The sequence below is a fragment of the Streptomyces sp. NPDC057253 genome, from assembly GCF_042669125.1.
Lineage (GTDB): Bacteria > Actinomycetota > Actinomycetes > Streptomycetales > Streptomycetaceae > Streptomyces.
Genome location: NZ_JBHUXV010000170.1, coordinates 1 through 16,435 on the forward strand (window position 1 = coordinate 1; position 16,435 = coordinate 16,435).

The 16,435-nt window shown below is 72.6% G+C and carries 11 protein-coding genes; 6 read left to right on the forward strand and 5 right to left on the reverse strand.

What is annotated here, in order from left to right; all coding sequences use genetic code 11:
• Positions 1–164 precede the first annotated feature (164 nt).
• From ACFULQ_RS44640 to ACFULQ_RS44655, 4 genes are all read right to left on the reverse strand, one after another.
• Positions 165–1,454, reverse strand: coding sequence for a citrate synthase (locus ACFULQ_RS44640; protein ID WP_123760846.1), 1,290 nt, complete (start codon positions 1,452–1,454; stop codon positions 165–167).
• Positions 1,455–1,686: 232 nt separating this feature from the next.
• The gene (locus tag ACFULQ_RS44645; RefSeq protein WP_383556249.1) at positions 1,687–3,906 is read right to left on the reverse strand and encodes an ATP-dependent RecD-like DNA helicase; all 2,220 of its coding nucleotides are present in this window, start codon (positions 3,904–3,906) and stop codon (positions 1,687–1,689) included.
• 40 nt (positions 3,907–3,946) lie between these two features.
• Entirely contained in the window at positions 3,947–4,855 is a 909-nt protein-coding gene (locus tag ACFULQ_RS44650; RefSeq protein WP_383556251.1) for a pyridoxamine 5'-phosphate oxidase family protein, read from the reverse strand.
• Positions 4,852–5,553, reverse strand: coding sequence for a hemerythrin domain-containing protein (locus ACFULQ_RS44655; protein ID WP_383556253.1), 702 nt, complete (start codon positions 5,551–5,553; stop codon positions 4,852–4,854). Before ACFULQ_RS44655 ends, ACFULQ_RS44650 begins: the two co-directional genes overlap by 4 nt.
• A 189-nt stretch (positions 5,554–5,742) precedes the next feature.
• Here ACFULQ_RS44655 and ACFULQ_RS44660 point away from each other — a divergent pair, with 189 nt between their 5' ends.
• The 6 genes from ACFULQ_RS44660 (at position 5,743) to rbsD (ending at position 15,550) form a co-directional block, all read left to right on the forward strand.
• The gene (locus tag ACFULQ_RS44660; RefSeq protein ID WP_383556256.1) at positions 5,743–9,510 is read left to right on the forward strand and encodes a BTAD domain-containing putative transcriptional regulator; all 3,768 of its coding nucleotides are present in this window, start codon (positions 5,743–5,745) and stop codon (positions 9,508–9,510) included.
• A gap of 128 nt (positions 9,511–9,638) precedes the next feature.
• Positions 9,639–10,658 (forward strand): LacI family DNA-binding transcriptional regulator, encoded by a 1,020-nt coding sequence (locus ACFULQ_RS44665; RefSeq protein ID WP_383556258.1) that lies wholly within the window; start codon positions 9,639–9,641, stop codon positions 10,656–10,658.
• Positions 10,655–12,259, forward strand: coding sequence for a sugar ABC transporter ATP-binding protein (locus ACFULQ_RS44670; RefSeq protein ID WP_383556261.1), 1,605 nt, complete (start codon positions 10,655–10,657; stop codon positions 12,257–12,259). The genes ACFULQ_RS44665 and ACFULQ_RS44670 overlap by 4 nt, the downstream gene beginning before the upstream one ends.
• Positions 12,249–14,192 (forward strand): substrate-binding domain-containing protein, encoded by a 1,944-nt coding sequence (locus ACFULQ_RS44675; protein ID WP_383556263.1) that lies wholly within the window; start codon positions 12,249–12,251, stop codon positions 14,190–14,192. Before ACFULQ_RS44670 ends, ACFULQ_RS44675 begins: the two co-directional genes overlap by 11 nt.
• A 66-nt stretch (positions 14,193–14,258) precedes the next feature.
• A complete protein-coding gene (locus ACFULQ_RS44680; RefSeq protein WP_383556266.1) occupies positions 14,259–15,164 on the forward strand; it encodes a ribokinase in 906 nt (301 codons plus the stop codon).
• On the forward strand, positions 15,161–15,550 hold the full coding sequence (gene rbsD / locus ACFULQ_RS44685) for a D-ribose pyranase (protein WP_383556268.1): 390 nt from the start codon (positions 15,161–15,163) through the stop codon (positions 15,548–15,550). Before ACFULQ_RS44680 ends, rbsD begins: the two co-directional genes overlap by 4 nt.
• Positions 15,551–15,560: 10 nt before the next feature.
• Here rbsD and ACFULQ_RS44690 read toward each other — a convergent pair.
• Positions 15,561–16,435: hypothetical protein (locus ACFULQ_RS44690; protein WP_383556270.1), on the reverse strand; the 875-nt coding region annotated here is incomplete at its 5' end.

Genomic DNA, 16,435 nt, shown 5'->3' on the forward strand with positions numbered 1-16,435 from the left:
CCCTGGACGCCGGCCCGTGGGGGGACCGGCGCCAGGGCGCCTTTCGCTTCGCGGATCAAGCCGGGGTACTACAGGTTGTTCCTCGGCTTCCGGCCGGTGGGGGCTGGTCGCGCAGTTCCCCGCGCCCCCAAAGACAAAAAACCAGCCCCGGCACCCGGCCTGCGTCAGCGCTGCTCGACCGGGACGAAGTCCCGCTCCACCACTCCCGTGTAGATCTGGCGCGGGCGGCCGATGCGGGAGCCCGGCTCCTTGATCATCTCGTGCCACTGGGCGATCCAGCCCGGGAGGCGGCCGAGGGCGAACAGGACCGTGAACATCTCGGTCGGGAAGCCCATCGCGCGGTAGATCAGGCCCGTGTAGAAGTCGACGTTGGGGTAGAGGCTGCGCGAGACGAAGTAGTCGTCGGAGAGCGCGTGCTCCTCCAGCTTGAGCGCGATGTCCAGCAGCTCGTCGGACTTGCCGAGGGCCGAGAGGACGTCGTGCGCGGCGGCCTTGATGATCTTCGCGCGCGGGTCGAAGTTCTTGTAGACCCGGTGGCCGAAGCCCATCAGGCGGACGCCGTCCTCCTTGTTCTTCACCTTGCGGATGAAGGAGTCGACGTCACCGCCGGAGGCCTGGATGCCCTCCAGCATCTCCAGCACGGACTGGTTGGCGCCGCCGTGCAGCGGGCCCCACAGGGCGTTGATGCCGGCCGAGATCGACGCGAACATGTTCGCCTGCGACGAGCCGACGAGGCGGACCGTGGAGGTCGAACAGTTCTGCTCGTGGTCGGCGTGCAGGATGAGCAGCTTGTCCAGGGCGGAGACGACGACCGGGTCGAGGTCGTACTCCTGCGCGGGGACCGAGAAGGTCATGCGCAGGAAGTTCTCGACGTAGCCGAGGTCGTTGCGCGGGTAGACGAAGGGGTGGCCGATCGACTTCTTGTACGCGTACGCCGCGATGGTCGGAAGCTTGGCGAGCAGCCGGATCGTCGAGAGGTTGCGCTGCTTCTCGTCGAAGGGGTTGTGGCTGTCCTGGTAGAACGTGGACAGCGCGGAGACGACCGAGGACAGCATGGCCATCGGGTGGGCGTCGCGCGGGAAGCCGCGGTAGAAGTTCTTGACGTCCTCGTGCAGCAGGGTGTGCTGCGTGATCTCGTTCTTGAACGTGGCCAGTTCGTCGACGGTCGGGAGCTCGCCGTTGATCAGCAGGTAGGCGACCTCCAGGAACGTGGAGCGCTCGGCCAGCTGCTCGATCGGGTAGCCGCGGTACCGGAGGATGCCGGCCTCACCGTCGAGGTAGGTGATGGCCGATTTATAGGCGGCGGTGTTGCCGTAGCCGCTGTCCAGGGTGACCAGACCGGTCTGGGCGCGCAGCTTCCCGATGTCGAAGCCCTTGTCGCCGACGGTGCTGTCGATCACCGGGTAGGTGTACTCGCCATCGCCGTACCGCACTACTACAGAGTTGTCGCTCACGTCATCCCTCACCGACGTTGTGCCTCTTCTTCGAGGTTGCCCTGACTGTCTCTACCATCCCCCATTTGGCGCAGGAGAGTGCACTCGGGGTCGGCCGTTGGGCGTATCGGCGGCACTGAGTGCCGCCAACTTGCCCATCCTGCCCCTCCCCCACCCCCTTCCGGAAGAGCTCTGTGACCCACATGACTCATTTGATCGATCATTTTTTGTGAAGGCTCACAGTTGACCGCCGTCACAGCCCCGAAAGCCGGAAGTCGAGCGCGGTGCAGCGCCGTCCCGCCGAGACGGTGCGCACCGCCTGGCCGATCGCCTTGCGGGAGCCGACGAGGACGACCAGTTTCTTCGCGCGGGTGACCGCCGTGTACAGCAGATTCCGCTGGAGCATCATCCAGGCACTGGTGGTGACCGGGATCACCACCGCCGGGTACTCGCTGCCCTGGGAACGGTGGATGGTCACCGCGTACGCGTGGGCCAGTTCGTCCAGCTCGTCGAACTCGTACGGCACCTCCTCGTCCTCGTCCGTCAGCACCGTCAGGCGCTGGTCGACCGGGTCGAGCGAGGTGACCACGCCCACGGTGCCGTTGAAGACACCGTTGGTGCCCTTCTCGTAATTGTTGCGAATCTGGGTGACCTTGTCGCCGACCCGGAAGACCCGGCCGCCGAACCGCTTCTCGGCGAGGTCCGGGCGGCCCGGGGTGATGGCCTGCTGGAGCAGGCCGTTGAGGGTGCCGGCGCCCGCGGGGCCCCTGTGCATGGGCGCGAGCACCTGGACGTCCCGGCGCGGGTCGAGGCCGAACTTGGCCGGAATCCGACGGGCCGCCACGTCCACGGTGAGCCGGCCGACCTCCTCGGTGTCGTCCTCGACGAAGAGGAAGAAGTCCTTCATGCCGTCGGTGACCGGGTGCTGCCCGGCGTTGATCCGGTGCGCGTTGGTGACGACACCGGACTGCTGGGCCTGGCGGAACACGCGGGTGAGGCGCACCGCGGGGACCGGGCCGCCCTCGGCGAGGAGGTCGCGCAGGACCTCCCCGGCACCGACGCTGGGCAGCTGGTCGACGTCCCCGACGAACAGCAGGTGGGCGCCCGGTGCCACCGCCTTCACCAGCTTGTTGGCGAGCAGCAGGTCCAGCATGGAGGCCTCGTCGACGACCACCAGGTCGGCGTCGAGCGGGCGGTCCTTGTCGTAGGCCGCGTCGCCGCCGGGCTTGAGCTCCAGGAGCCGGTGGACGGTGGAGGCGTCGGCGCCGGTGAGCTCGGCGAGGCGCTTGGCGGCGCGGCCGGTCGGGGCCGCGAGGACGATCCTGGCCTTCTTGGCGCGGGCCAGCTCCACGATCGAGCGCACGGTGAAGGACTTGCCGCAGCCGGGTCCGCCGGTCAGCACGGCGACCTTCCTGGTGAGCGCCAGCTTCACGGCGGCCTCCTGCTCCGGCGCCAACTCCACGCCGGTACGGCCCTTCAGCCAGCCCAGCGCCTTGTCCCAGTCCACGTCGTGGAAGGACGGCATGCGGTCCTGCTCGGTGCGCAGGAGGCGCAACAGCTGGGCGGTGAGGGAGAGTTCGGCGCGGTGGAAGGGGACCAGGTAGACGGCGGTGACCTCATGGCCGTCGGGGCCGGGGACCTTCTCGCGCACCACGCCGGGCTCGCCCGAGTCCTCGTCGGGCAGGGCGAGTTCGGCGAGGCACTCGATGACCAGGCCGGTGTCGACCTGGAGCAGCTTCACGGCGTCCGCGATCAGCTGTTCCTCGGGGAGATAGCAGTGCCCCTGGTCGGTGGACTGCGACAGGGCGTACTGGAGGCCCGCCTTGACGCGCTCCGGGCTGTCGTGCGGGATGCCGACGGACTGGGCGATCTTGTCGGCGGTGAGGAAGCCGATGCCCCAGACGTCGGCGGCGAGCCGGTAGGGCTGGTTCTTCACGACGGAGATCGAGGCGTCGCCGTACTTCTTGTAGATGCGCACCGCGATGGAGGTGGACACCTCGACGGTCTGGAGGAAGAGCATGACCTCCTTGATCGCCTTCTGCTCCTCCCAGGCGTCGGCGATCTTCCTGGTGCGCTTGGGGCCGAGCCCCGGGACCTCGATGAGCCGCTTCGGCTCCTCCTCGATGATCTTCAGGGTGTCCATGCCGAAGTGCTGGGTGATGCGGTCGGCGAAGACCGGGCCGATGCCCTTGACCAGGCCCGAGCCGAGATAGCGGCGGATGCCCTGGACGGTGGCCGGCAGGACGGTCGTGTAGTTCTCGACGGTGAACTGCTTGCCGTACTGCGGGTGGGAGCCCCAGCGGCCCTCCATGCGCAGCGACTCGCCGACCTGGGCGCCGAGCAGCGCGCCGACGACGGTGAGCAGGTCACCGCCGCCCCGGCCGGTGTCGACCCGGGCGACGGTGTAGCCGTTCTCCTCGTTGGCGTATGTGATCCGCTCGAGGACCCCTTCGAGCACCGACAGGTTGGACATGATCCGACGCTACAGGCGGGGTACGACAGTCGGGGCCCGGTCAGGTGCGTGCGGCGAGCGCGCGGAAGAGGTCCCATTCCACCGGGGGCCGGGACAGGCCCCGGCGCTCCAGATACCGGTCGGTGGCGCGCTGGGTGCGGCGCAGGACCCGTATCGCGTCCGTCGGCCGTCCCGAACCCATGGGTTCCAGGACCTTCTCGGGGGCCAGCAGCCAGCCGTCGGCGGTCCGGGTCAGCCGCCCCCGGACCAACGCGTTGCGCATGGCGTTGATCCGCTCGTCGTGCCGGTGCACCAGCAGCGAGGCGGGGCCCGGTGCCACGGCGCAGTCGTCGGGGGGCCGCACCGCGAAGCCGCCCTGCGTCGGCACCGGGCGGGTCCGGGCCAGGACGGGAGCTCCGGAGGCGTCCCGGGCGGCCAGGACCGCGGTGTCGTAGCGGGCGAGTTGAACGGCTCCCGGCAGCGGCGCCGAAGGGGCGGGAAGCGCCGGAAGCGGTGGTTGCGCGGCGGACCGTACGACCAACTGCTCCGGGGTGACGGTGATGACGAGCCGCAGGTAGTACCAGTCCATCAACCGCCTCATGGGCCGGGACAGATACGCGCGGCTGTGCGGCTGCCGTTCGAACAGCGTCCGCCAGTAGTCCTCCAGGTCCTGCGGGCCCGTCCGGATGTCGTCGGGGCACTCCGCCCGGCCGCCGACGAAGAGCTGCGGGGCGTCGGTGAGGCCGCTGCCGGTGGGGTCGGAGAAGAGCAGGGCGACCCGGCCGTCGCGGCGGATGTTCAGCGCCTTCTGGGCGAAGGCGAGGGACGTGGTCAGCACCAGTGTGCCGTCCGCGCGCCGCCGCACCGCCGTCGGCCAGGCCAGCGGTGTCCCGTCCCGGCCGAGGGTGACGAACTCGCAGGTGCGGTAGGCGTCGAGGACGGCCGTCGGGGCGGAGTCGAGCACGGTCATCGGCCCGTCTCCCCGGCCAGCGGGGCGCGCAGGGCGTGGCAGGCCCTGGCGTACTGCCGCCGGCCCACCAGCTTCCAGACCAGCCGTCCGAGCAGCGGGGCCTTGCCGAGGAAGTAGGCCCGCTCGTCCTCGGTGGCGTCCTCCAGGATCGCCCCGATGGCGAACATGACCTTGTCCTTGGGGAGGTTCTCCAGGCCGCGGCGGCCGACCAGATCCCACTCGTCGACCGTCAGGTGCTCGGCGACCAGCGGGAGCACCAGGCGTTCCTCGTCGTCGAGGTGGTCGAGCAGGGCGAGGCGGTGCTCTTCGAGGGCCAGGGCGAGTTCCTGCCCGGCGACGCTGTCGGCCGAGCGCTGCCACTGCGGCGCCCACTGCGCCACGGCCGCAAGGGTGTTGTCGATACGGCCGTGCTGCTCCTCCATGCGCGCGACCAGCTCCTCGGCGTCACCGGCCCGGGCCCGCAGCAGCGGCCAGATCAACTCGTCCTCGAGGGTGTGGTGGTGGTGCAGTCCCAGGACGTAGTCGCTCAGGTACGCCGAGACCTGCGCGGTCCGCGCCGACTCCCCGTCGGGTACGGCCCGGACCATACGGGGCAGCAGCGCCGACTCCCGGCGGAAGACGCGGTGGACCACGACCATCTCGTGGGTGTAGGGACGGTCGGCGACGGGGAGAGGGGACGATGTACTGCTGCGGGGCACGCTGGGTCCTTCGATGTTCGAGGTGCGGACGACGGGCGCCCACGCTTGCCCGGTCCGCTTGGCGATGACTTGGCGTCGCGCTTGGCGTGCGCTTGGTGTGCGCTTGGAGCGGCCGCTGAAGCCGATCCGACCAGGGCGTTTACCACTCGTTGACGGGATGCGCGCACCGCTCGGATAGATTCCGGCGGCGTGCTGCGTATCAGAGTGCTGGGACCGTTGGGTGCCGAGGTCGCGGGTGCGCCGGTCGGACTGGGCACCCCGCGCCAGCGTGCCGTTCTCGCGCTGCTGGTCGCGGCTCGCGGGGCGGTCGTCTCCATGGACCGGATGGCGGAGGAGCTGTGGCGCGGGGCGCCCCCGGCCAGGGCGACCGTGTCCCTCCAGACGTATGTGTCGAACCTACGGCGGCTGCTCGAACCGGAGCGGCCGCCGCGGGCCCCGGCCGCCGTCCTGGTCTCCTCGCACCCGGGATACGCCCTGCGGCTGCCCGAGGAGGCGGTGGACGCCTGGCGTTTCGCGGCCTGGGTCGAGCAGGCCCGGCGCGCACCGGCCGCGCAGGTCAGGAAGTCGCTGACGGAGGCGCTCGGGTGGTGGCACGGGCCCGCGTTCCAGGAGCACGAGGACGAGAGCTGGGCGGTGCCGGAGGCGGCCCGGCTGGACGCGCTGCGCGCCGAGGCCCGCGAACTCGTCGTCGCGGCCGGGCTGTTCACCGGGCACGTCGCCGAGGTCGCGCCGACCGCCGAGGCCATGGTGCGGGAACGGCCGCTGCGGGAGGAGGGCTGGCGGCTGCTGGCCCTGGCCCACTGGGCCGCCGACCGCCGCAGCGACGCCCTCACGGCCCTGCGCCGGGCCCGCGGGACACTCCGCGACGAACTCGGTTGCGACCCGTCCCCGGCCCTGACCGAACTGGAGCGGGCGATCCTGACCCAGCGGGTGGAGGTGCTGCGGGCGGCGGTGCCGGAGCGGGGGCCTGCCGGAGCGGTACGGGTCTGGGGTGCGGGTGGGTCGACCCCTGCCGTGTCAGCCGGGTTGGCCCAGGGGGTGTCGCAACGACCTGTCGGCCACGACCTCTTCGTGGGCCGTGCCGACGAACTCCGTGCGCTGGGCTCCGCCGCCCGGGTCGCCCGTCAGGGTGGTGGGCTCGTGCTGGTCACCGGGGAGGCCGGGGCCGGCAAGTCCGCTCTGTTCGGTCGGTTCGCCGGGCGGTTGCGGGAGGAAGGGTGGACGGTGGTCGTCGGACGGTGCCCGGAGCACGAGGGGGCTCCGCCGGCCTGGGCCTGGGTGGAGGCACTCGGGTCTCTCGCCCGCCTGGTGCCCCCGGCACGGCCCGCCGAGGTGGCAGCCCTGCTGCACGACCCGGACGGCACGACCACGCCCCCCGACAAGCCAACCGCGGCAGCCCTGATCCGCGACCCCGACGGCACCGCCGCCACACCCCGCGACAAGGCCATCGTGCCACCGGCCCACACACCCGACGGCACCACCACGCCCCGGAACGACGCACAGGTGCCCCCGCTGCCCTACCGACCCGACGGCACCACCACACCCCGGGACGAGGCCACGGTGACGGCCCTGATCCGCGACCCCGAGGGCACCACCGCCACACCCCGCAACAAAGCCACCGCGCCACCGCCGCCCCAACCCGACGCCACCACCACGCCCCGGAACGACGCACAGGTGCCCCCGCTGCCCTACCGACCCGACGCCACCACCACACCCCCCGACAAGCCAACCGTGGCAGGCCTGATCCGCGACCCCGAGGGCACCGCCGCCGCGACCCGGGACGAGGCGACCGCGGGGCTGTTCCGGCTGCACCGGGCCTTCGCCGCGTGGCTGCGCGAGGCGGCCGCGGGCGGGCCCGTCGCCGTGCTCCTGGAGGACGTGCACCGGGCCGACGGGCCGACCCTCGCCCTGCTGGAGGCCGCGGCCGCGGTCACCGGGGTGCCGCTGCTGACCGTCGTCGGCTACCGCCCGGCCGAGGTCGGCGAACCGCTGGCCAAGACGCTCGCCCAGCTCGCTCCCCGGCTGCCGCACCGCGTCGCGCTGGCCGGTCTGTCGGCGCGGGACGTGGCCACGGTGGTCGACGCCGTCTGCGGCGAGCCCGTCGACGAGGCCACGGTGGCGGCGCTCGCCGAACGCACCGGCGGCAATCCCTTCTACGTCCGGGAGAGCGCGCGGCTGCTGGCCGACGAGGGCGCCCTGGTGGCCGTGTCGGAGGTCCCCCAGGGCGTGAGGGACGTGCTGCGCAGGCGCCTCGCCCTGCTGTCCGCCGACGCGCGCGCGGCCGTACAGCTCGCGGCGGTCGCCGGCCCCGAGTCCGAGGTCGCGCTGCTGGTGGACGCGGCCGAGGCGGACGAGGAGACCGTGCTGGCGGGCCTGGACGAGGCCGTGGCCGCGGATCTGCTGACGGATCCGGGGCCGGGCCGGGTCCGTTTCGTGCACGCGCTGGTCCGCGACACCGTCTACACCGATCTGTCGGGGATCCGCCGGGCCCGGCTGCACGACCGGATCGCGCAGCGGCTGCGCGCGCACCGACCCGACGACCTGGCGGCCCTGGCCCACCACTTCGCCCGCTCGGGCCGGACGGCGAACGCTCCGCTGGCCGTCGACTACGCGCTGCGGGCGGCGGAGCTCGCCGAGCGGCGCTACGCCCACGACGTGGCCGTAGGACTCGTCCGGCAGGCGCTGGAGGCGCACACCGCGGTGGCCGCCGACCCCGAGGCCCGGCCGGACGACACGGTCGCGCTGCTGGTGCGGCTGCTGGGCGCGCAGGTGCGGGCCGGTGCCACCGGAGCCGCCCGGCACACCCGGCGCCAAGCGGTGGACCTGGCCGTGCGGGCCGGCCGGGACGACCTGGCCGCGGCGGTCTACGGCGCCTGGACCGAGCCCTCGCCCTGGCGCAGCCGGCTGGAGGGCTTCCTGGACCGGACCTCGCTGGCCCACCTGGAGCGGCTCGCCGAGGACCGCTCGCTGGACGGGCCGACCCGCGCGCGGGTGCTCCAGGTGCTGGCGGAGGCGGTGGCGGGCGAGGACGCGGGGCGGGCCCGGGAGGCGGCTCACGCCCAGCTGGAGCTGGCCCGGGCCGACGGCGAACCGCGGCTGCTGGCCTCGGCGTTGATGACGTCGGCCGGGCTGCCGCCGCACGAGGCGCAGGGCGCCGCCCGCACCCCGCTCGTCGACGAACTGCGCGTCCTGGCCCGGGACCACGACCTCCCCGCGCACCGCTGGGTGTGCGAGCACCTCGACACCCTGACCGCGGCCACCCGCAACGACCCCGACGCGGTACGCCGGCACACCGCCGCCGGCCTGGAGCTGGCGCACCGCTACCGGATGCGGTGGGCACAGGGCATCAACACCGTCACGTCCGCCATGCTGGCCACGGTCGCCGGGCGCTTCGAGGAGGCGGAGGCGCGCTACACCGAGGCGGACGGGCTGTTCCAGCGGGTCGGGGCGCAGCACGCCACGGGCCCGCGGACGCTGGGCCTGTGGACCATCCGGCTGGCCCAGCGCCGGGAGGCCGAGCTCGCACCGGCCGTCCGCGAGGTGTACGAGTCGGTCGGCACTCCGGTCGCGGTGGCGCACGCCCTCGTCCTGGCCCGGCTGGGGCGCCTGGACGAGGCGGCGGCCGTGCCCTTTCCCGCGCGGCCCGTGACCGACCACCTGTACGGCATGGAACTCGACTACCGGGCCGAACTCGCGGTGCTGCTGGACGACCGGGACACGGCCGAGGCGCTGATCGGGCCGCTGCTGCCGCTGAAGGAGCAGTTCGCCGGCACGGCGGGCGGGGCCTACGCCACCCGGCCCCTCGCCCACGCCCTCGCGGACCTGTACCTGCTCGTCGGGGAGCGGGGGGCCGCGGCGGACGCCTGTGCGCTGGCCGAGCGGGTCGCCCGGGTCTGGGGCTCGCCGCACCACGTGACCGCCGCCCGCCGGGCGCTCGCGAAGCTCACCGGGGGTTGAGCAGCGGAGCCCAGCCGGAACCGAACATCACGATCCCGTCTCGGGGGCTTGCCAACCCACCGTGTAATCGATTCCAATCCTCCTTGCACGAGGTCGTGTAATCGATTCCACAAGGAGGTGGAGCGGCGATGGCGAGCATCAAGGACGTCGCTGCCGAGGCGGGGGTCTCCGTCGCCACGGTGTCGCGGGTCCTGAACGACCATCCGTCGGTCAGCGCGGACGCACGCACGCGTGTGCTGGCCGCCGTGGAGACGCTGGGCTACCGCCCGAACGCCGTCGCCCGCTCCCTGCGCACCGACCAGACCCACACCCTCGGCCTGGTCATCAGCGACGTGATGAACCCCTACTTCACCGAGCTGGCCCGCTCCGTGGAGGAGGAGGCCCGCGCGCTGGGCTACAGCGTGATCATCGGCAACGCCGACGAGCGGCCCGACCTCCAGGACCACCACGTACGCACCCTGCTCGACCGCCGGATCGACGGGCTCCTGGTCTCCCCCACCGACGGCGGCTCCCCGCTGATGCTGGACGCCGTGCGCGCGGGGACGCCGATGGTGTTCGTGGACCGGTGGATCCCGGGCGTGGCCGTGCCGGTGGTCCGGGCCGACGGGCGGGCCGCGGTGCGCGACCTCGTCGCCCATCTGCACGGGCTGGGGCACCGCAGGCTCGCCATCATCGCCGGGCCCGCCGCCACCACGACCGGTCAGGAGCGCGTGGCCGCCTTCCGGGAGGCGCTCGGGGCGTACGGCCTCGAACTGCCCGACGCCTACATAGGGCAGGGCGACTTCCAGGCCGAGAGCGGGCGCCGGGTCACCGAGGGCTTCCTCGACCTGCCCGAGCCGCCCGAGGTGGTCTTCGCGGCCGACAACCTGATGGCGCTGGGCGCCCTGGACGCCGTACGCGCGCGTGGGCTGCGCGTTCCCGAGGACCTCGCCCTGGCCGCGTTCGACGACATCCCGTGGTTCGTGCACACCGATCCGCCGATCACCGCGATCGCCCAGCCGACGGGCGAGCTGGGGCGGGCCGCCGTGCGCGCGCTCGTCGACCGCATCGAGGGGCGGCCGCCCGAGTCGGTCACCCTCCCCGCCCGTCTGGTCGTCCGCCGCTCCTGCGGCGAGAACCCCAACCCTGTGCAAAGGAGCACGTCGTGAGCAACGAGGACGAGTTGCCGCGCATCGACAACGAGTTGCTGCCCGTCGAGGACGAGTTGCTGCGCATCGAGGGCATCCGCAAGACCTTCCCCGGCGTGGTCGCGCTCGACGGCGTCGACTTCGACCTGCGCCGGGGCGAGGTGCACGTGCTGCTCGGCGAGAACGGCGCCGGCAAGAGCACGCTGATCAAGATGCTGTCGGGCGCCTACCACCCCGACGGGGGCCGGGTCCTGGTGGACGGCGAGGAGGTGCACATCCGCGGGGCGCAGGACGCCGAGCGGCTGGGCATCGCCACCATCTACCAGGAGTTCAACCTCGTCCCCGATCTGACCGTCGCCGAGAACATCTTCCTGGGCCGGCAGCCGCGCCGGCTCGGGATGATCGACCGGAAGACCATGGAGGCGGACGCCGAGGTGCTGCTCCGGCGCGTCGGGGTCACTGTGTCGCCCCGCGCACGGGTGCGTGAACTCGGCATCGCCCGGCTCCAGATGGTCGAGATCGCCAAGGCGCTCAGCCTGGACGCACGGGTGCTGATCATGGACGAGCCGACCGCCGTGCTCACCTCCGAGGAGGTCGACAAGCTCTTCGCGATCGTGCGCACCCTGCGCGAGGACGGCGTCGGGATCGTCTTCATCACCCACCACCTGGAGGAGATCGCGGCCCTCGGCGACCGGGTCACCGTCATCCGGGACGGGAGGTCCGTCGGGCAGGTGCCCGCGACCACCCCCGAGGACGAACTGGTCCGGCTGATGGTGGGGCGGTCGATCGAGCAGCAGTACCCGCGTGAGCGCGGCGACACCGGACCGGCCCTGCTGAAGGTCGAGGGGCTCACCCGCGACGGTGTCTTCCACGACGTCAGCTTCGAGGTGCACGCCGGTGAGGTCGTCGGCATCGCCGGGCTGGTCGGCGCGGGGCGTACCGAGGTCGTGCGGGCCGTGTTCGGCGCGGACCCGTACGACAAGGGGGCCGTGAAGGTCGCCGGGGCCGCCCTGAAGGGCCACGACGTGGGCGCGGCCATGGCGGCCGGGATCGGACTCGTCCCCGAGGACCGCAAGGGCCAGGGGCTGGTCCTGGACCAGTCGGTCGAGGAGAACCTGGGCCTGGTGACCATGCGCTCGGCGACCCGTGGCGGGCTCGTCGACCTCAAGGGGCAGCGGGAGGCGGCCGCGCGGATCGCCGAGCAGCTCGGGGTGCGGATGGCGGGCCTGCACCAGCAGGTGCGCACGCTCTCCGGGGGCAATCAGCAGAAGGTCGTCATCGGCAAGTGGCTGCTCGCCGACACCAAGGTGCTGATCCTCGACGAGCCCACGCGCGGGATCGACGTCGGCGCCAAGGTCGAGATCTACCAGCTCGTCAACGAGCTGACGGCTCAAGGGGCCGCCGTCCTCATGATCTCCAGCGATCTGCCCGAGGTGCTCGGCATGAGCGACCGGGTGCTGGTGATGGCCCAGGGCCGGATCGCCGGCGAACTCGACGCCGACGAGGCCACGCAGGACTCCGTGATGGCACTCGCCGTCAGCACGAACACCGTACAGACCACGAACACCGTCATGACCACGAACACCGTCACGACCGAGAAGGAGGCCCCCCGTGGCCACTGACACGCTCAGGAGCGGAACGAGCGCGGGTGGCCTGCGCCGTCTCCTGCTCGACAACGGCGCGCTCACCGCGCTGATCGTCCTCGTCGTCGCCATGTCGGCGCTGTCGGGCGACTTCCTGACCACCGACAACCTGCTCAACGTCGGCGTCCAGGCGGCCGTGACCGCCGTCCTCGCCTTCGGTGTGACCTTCGTGATCGTCTCGGCGGGCATCGACCTGTCGGTGGGTTCGGTCGCGGCCCTGTCGGCCACCGTGCTCGCCTGGAGCGCGACGCAGCACGGAGTGCCGGTCTTCATAGCCGTCGTCCTCGCCGTGGTCACCGGCATCGCGGCCGGTCTCGTCAACGGCTTCCTCATCGCGTACGGCAAGCTCCCGCCGTTCATCGCCACGCTGGCGATGCTCTCGGTGGCGCGCGGTCTGTCGCTGGTGATCTCCGAGGGCTCCCCGATCGCGTTCCCCGACTCGGTCTCGCACCTCGGTGACACGCTCGGCGGCTGGCTGCCGGTGCCCGTGCTCGTCATGGTCGTCATGGGGCTGATCGCAGCCTTCGTGCTGGGGCGGACGTACATCGGCCGCTCCATGTACGCGATCGGCGGCAACGAGGAGGCGGCCCGCCTGTCCGGCCTGCGGGTGAAGAAGCAGAAGCTCGCCATCTACGCGCTGTCCGGTGTCTTCGCCGCCGTCGCGGGTGTGGTGCTCGCCGCCCGGCTGTCCTCGGCGCAGCCGCAGGCCGCCGACGGCTACGAGCTGGACGCGATCGCCGCGGTCGTCATCGGTGGCGCCTCGCTCGCGGGCGGCACCGGCAAGGCGTCCGGGACGCTGATCGGCGCGCTGATCCTCGCGGTGCTCAGGAACGGCCTCAACCTCCTCAACGTGTCCGCGTTCTGGCAGCAGGTCGTCATCGGTGTCGTCATCGCGCTGGCGGTGCTGCTGGACACCGTGCGCCGCAAGGCGGGGGCCACCCCGGTGGCCGCGGGTGCCGGTGGGCCGGGCGGCAAGGGGCGCCAGGCGGCGACGTACGGTCTCGCGGCCGTGGCGACGGTGGCGATCGTCGGCGCGACCTCCTTCCTGCACAACGACTCGTCCTCGACGGCGAATCCGAAGGTGGGCCTGTCGCTGTCGACCCTCAACAACCCCTTCTTCGTGCAGATCCGGGCGGGCGCCCAGGCCGAGGCGAAGAAGCTGGGCGTGGACCTGACCGTCACGGACGCCCAGAACGACGCCTCGCAGCAGGCCAACCAGCTCCAGAACTTCACCAGTTCGGGCCTGGGCGCGATCATCGTCAACCCGGTGGACTCGGACGCGGCGAGCAACTCCGTGCAGGCCGCCGACAAGGCGAAGATCCCGGTCATCGCGGTGGACCGGGGCGTCAACAAGGCGTCGGTGGACGCTCTCGTGGCCTCCGACAACGTGGCCGGCGGTGAACTCGCCGCCAGGACCATCGGCGAGAAGCTCGGCGGCAAGGGCAAGATCGTCATCCTCCAGGGCCAGGCGGGCACGTCGGCCGCCCGTGAGCGCGCGCAGGGATTCGCCGACGGTCTCAAGGCGTACCCGGGCATCCAGGTCGTCGCCCAGCAGCCGGCCGACTTCGACCGCACCAAGGGCCTCGACGTGATGTCGAACCTGCTCCAGGCGCACCCGGACGTCCAGGGCGTCATCGCCGCCAACGACGAGATGGCGCTCGGCGCGATCAAGGCGCTCGGCTCCAAGGCCGGTAAGTCGGTCTCGGTGGTCGGCTTCGACGGCACGCCGGACGGCCTGAACGCGGTGAAGGACGGCACGTTGTTCGCGTCCGTGGCACAACAGCCCTCCCAGCTGGGCAAAATCGCGGTGGACAACGCGCTGAAGGCCATCGACGGCAAGAAGGTCGAGGAGACGATCAAGGTGCCGGTGAAGGTGGTCACGAAGGAGAACGTGGCCGGTTTCACGGGCTGACGACGGCGCAGGGGCGGGCAGTTGACCGACTGCCCGCCCCGCGTCACCGACTAGGGGAGTCACTTCATGTACGACTACGACCTACTGGTCGTAGGGTCGGCCAACGCCGACCTGGTGATCGGCGTAGAGCGGCGGCCGGGGGCCGGTGAGACGGTGCTCGGCTCGGACCTGGCCGTGCACCCCGGGGGCAAGGGCGCCAACCAGGCGGTCGCCGCCGCCCGGTTGGGCGCGCGTACGGCCTTGCTGGCCCGCGTGGGCGACGACGGGCACGGCAGGCTGCTGCTGGAGTCGCAGCGGGCGGCCGGGGTGGACACGGTGGGGGTGCTGGTGGGCGGGGCGCCGACGGGGGTCGCGCTGATCACCGTCGATCCGTCCGGGGACAACAGCATCGTGGTGTCGCCGGGCGCCAACGGGCGCCTCACGCCGGCCGACGTGCGGGCCGCGACCAGTCTCTTCCACGCCTCCCGGGTGGTGTCGACCCAGCTGGAGATCCCGCTGGAGACGGTCGTGGAGGTCGTACGGAATCTGGCGCCGGGCAGCCGGTTCGTGCTGAACCCGTCGCCGCCGCGGCCGCTGCCCACGGAGGTGCTGGCCGCCTGTGATCCGCTGATCGTCAACGAGCACGAGGCGAAGGTGATCCTGGGCGAGGCGTGTGTCAGCGACCGGCCCGAGGACTGGGCGGGGCTGCTGCTCGCGAAGGGCCCGCGGTCGGTGGTGGTGACCCTGGGCGCGGAGGGCTCGCTGGTGGCCACCTCCCCGAAGGACGTGACCCGGGTGGCGTCGGTGAAGGTGGCCGCGGTGGACACGACGGGGGCCGGGGACGCCTTCACGGCGGCGCTGGCGTTCCGGCTGGGGGCCGGGGCCTCGCTGCCGGAGGCGGCCGCGTACGCGTCCCGGGTCGGGGCGGTCGCGGTGACCCGGCAGGGCGCGCAGGACTCCTTCCCGACCGCGGACGAGGTCGAGGCGCTGTGAAGAAGGCCGGAATACTGAACCGCCAGCTGTCCGGCGCGCTGGCCGAGTTGGGGCACGGGGACGGGGTGCTGGTGTGCGACGCCGGGATGCCGGTTCCGGCCGGTCCGCGGGTGGTGGACCTGGCCTTCCGGGCCGGGGTGCCGTCGTTCGCCGAGGTGCTGGACGGACTGCTCGCGGAGCTGGTCGTGGAGGGCGCGACGGCGGCGCAGGAGGTGCTCGGCGCGAACCCGGCGGCGGCCGCGCTGCTGCGGGGCGAGTTCCCCGACCTCCACCTGGTCTCGCACGAGAAACTGAAGGAACTGTCGGCGGGCGCCCGGCTGATCGTGCGCACGGGGGAGGCACGGCCGTACGCGAACGTGCTGCTCAGGTGCGGGGTGTTCTTCTGACGCCGGTGCCTCAGGGCGCCGGGAAGGCGAGTCGCAGGTCGTACGTCTTCTCGGCGCGCCGCAGTGCCGGCACGAGGGCGGCGCGCAGTGAGCGAACCTCCTCGGCGTGCTCGGCGAGGAACCGCTCGCGCAGGTCCCGCCGGACCGGCTCGCGCGCGGCCTCGACCGGGCGCATGCAGGTGGCGTAGGCGCTGCCGAGCTCGCTGTCCACGCGCGCGTAGTCGGCCGCGGGCGCGTCCATCAGCCGGGAGTCGACGAGGGCGAAGAAGGCGTTCTCGTCGCGGACCCGGTAGCCCTGCCGCGCGAGACAGCCGGGCAGCCCGTCCAGGGCCCGGGTCGCCGCCGGAGAGCGGCGCGCGGCGGAGAGTTCACCGAACCACGCCCGTTGCAACGGCAGGTAGACCTCGCGTACCGCCTTGGCGGCGGCCTCTCCCTGGGCACGGCAGCGGCGGATCTGCGCGGGGCTGCCCGGCGTGGTACCGGCGGCCGACGTGGGCGCGGGTGCGGGCGGAGGGACCTCGGTGCCGTGTCCGAATCCGTGACGGCCGAGGAAGGCGAGGTCGGGCAGTTCGGCGTACGAGATGAAGGCGAGCGGGACCTCCTCGGGCAGCGTGGCCCTCGCCTGGCGGGCGCAGTCGGCGGCGGCGGTGCGTGCCACCTGCTGTCCGAAGACGTCCAGACCCTGGGTCCAGCGGCTCTCGGCGCCGGTCACCGGGAGCACCATGCGCACCGGGTCCGCGGGGAGGGCGTGGGTGACCCGCGCGGGGGCCGCGGCGGTCGTGGGCGCGGGCGGTGCGCTCGGTCCCTGCCCGGACGATCCGGCCGCCGTGCCGCACGCGGCGGTGAGCAGGGCGGCGGCCGCGGCGGCCGCGGTGCGGGCGAGGC

Bases quoted from the DNA above. Each gene is read 5' to 3' on its own strand.
- ACFULQ_RS44650 (WP_383556251.1), bottom strand. From the start codon at position 4,855: ATGACCGTGCTCGACTCCGCCCCGACGGCCGTCCTCGACGCCTACCGC.
- ACFULQ_RS44665 (WP_383556258.1), top strand. From the start codon at position 9,639: ATGGCGAGCATCAAGGACGTCGCTGCCGAGGCGGGGGTCTCCGTCGCC.
- ACFULQ_RS44680 (WP_383556266.1), top strand. From the start codon at position 14,259: ATGTACGACTACGACCTACTGGTCGTAGGGTCGGCCAACGCCGACCTG.
- ACFULQ_RS44645 (WP_383556249.1), bottom strand. From the start codon at position 3,906: ATGTCCAACCTGTCGGTGCTCGAAGGGGTCCTCGAGCGGATCACATAC.